We start from the raw sequence: 1,480 nt of genomic DNA, 5'->3' as shown, positions 1-1,480 counted from the left end.
CAATGCCACTGATTTAGATCGTCTTGGCTGATCGCTTGCGGCGTGTGGGCCTGGACGGTGGCGTGATCGTGACTGCTGTCTGGGATGGGCGGCTGTGACAGTGCTGTTGTTGGTGATGAGGTCGTTTGGCGTGGAAGTTGCTCATTTTCCGTTTGATCACTCTGGGGTAACTGCGGTCTCGTCGTTCGATATTGGTTTCGAGGGTGACCTCGTCCAGGAGGCGCTGGTAGTGATCATGATGATTGGCGAGGGGGAAAAGAGTCCGGTATCCATATCCTGGACCGGATGATGCGGACGGTGTCCTTGTGAGAGATTCGGTCGGGATCCAGCTTGGCTTGATGAGCGGCGTCCACCGCGATGCGCATCGTGGCGTAATGCACGCCGAGGTGTGCCCAGAATTCTTGGCGGACACCGTCTGTCGATTTGGATCGGAAGATCCTTTCGGCGTTGAGCTGAACGCTCTTGATCTGCTTGAAGAACCCTTCGATGTCCCACCGCTCGTGATACAGGACGGCCAGGTCCTTCGCAGGCGCTTGCACGGGATCCAGGATTGTGGCGATCAGGCGATACAGTTCGTCTTTGCCGTCGGTCACGACGGGCAGTTTGTATTCGATGACGCGGACCCGAAACGGTGCTATTTCAGATTTTCTGGGCGGGGCGATCTCGGCGATGTAGGACCCGTCGGCCAGGATCTCCACCGGGGGCAGGACCAGGTGCGACGGCACCCTCCACAGCAGGTCAGCGCCTGTCGCGGCCGCACGCGTCCAGCGCTGGTAGGAGTAGACGCTACGATCGGCCAGCAGCAACATCCCTGGCTTCAGCGCGGTGAACATCTCCTCGATCAACCTGTTTTCCGACACCCGGTACGGCTCAAGGCGGGCGTCGAACACCGCATGCGTGCCCAACTCGATCAAACACGCGGCCTGTGCTTTCGGATAAGCGCCTTTCCCGTCCCCACGACCGGTGCCCGGCCGACCGAAATGGGCATCGTTCTCGTCAGTGTCTGGCACCGTGAACGTGGTGCCATCAACCGCGACCAGCCGCCACCCCCGATACCAAGAACCCTGCGTATCCGGACCCGCGACAGGCTGCATTACATGGCGGACAATCGTTTCCACCGGATCGGCACCCAATCGACGACGAGCGTTTCCAATCGCTTCAGCCGTCGGTACCGAAGGGCCATCCGAACCTCGACCAAAGGCCTTCAACAGAATCTTCGCAGCCGACCGGTACGACTCCTGCGGAAACAGACACAGTGTCAGAACAAGATAGAACACCAACCGAGCTGGCAACTTCCGGGAACGCTGTTCACGCACCCAGAACTGATCGATCACACGATCCACCAACTCAACCGGAAACGTCCGCGCCAGCACACCGACCGCCGCCCGGTCGACCAAGCTCCGACCCGCGTCACCGCCCGCCTCAAGATCCACAAGACGGCAGGCTACCGGCCCTGTCACCACCTAAATCAGTGGCATTG

General features: G+C 60.1%; 1 protein-coding gene. It reads right to left on the bottom strand.

What is annotated here, in order from left to right:
• Positions 1-233: 233 nt before the first annotated feature.
• On the bottom strand, positions 234-1,433 hold the full coding sequence (locus CLV71_RS47365; RefSeq protein ID WP_166664561.1) for an IS4 family transposase: 1,200 nt from the start codon (positions 1,431-1,433) through the stop codon (positions 234-236).
• Positions 1,434-1,480 lie beyond the last annotated feature (47 nt).

It is taken from the genome of Actinophytocola oryzae, from assembly GCF_004364325.1.
GTDB lineage: Bacteria > Actinomycetota > Actinomycetes > Mycobacteriales > Pseudonocardiaceae > Actinophytocola > Actinophytocola oryzae.
The sequence above is the reverse complement of the archived record's forward strand: the minus strand, read 5'-3'. Positions and strand labels throughout refer to the sequence as shown.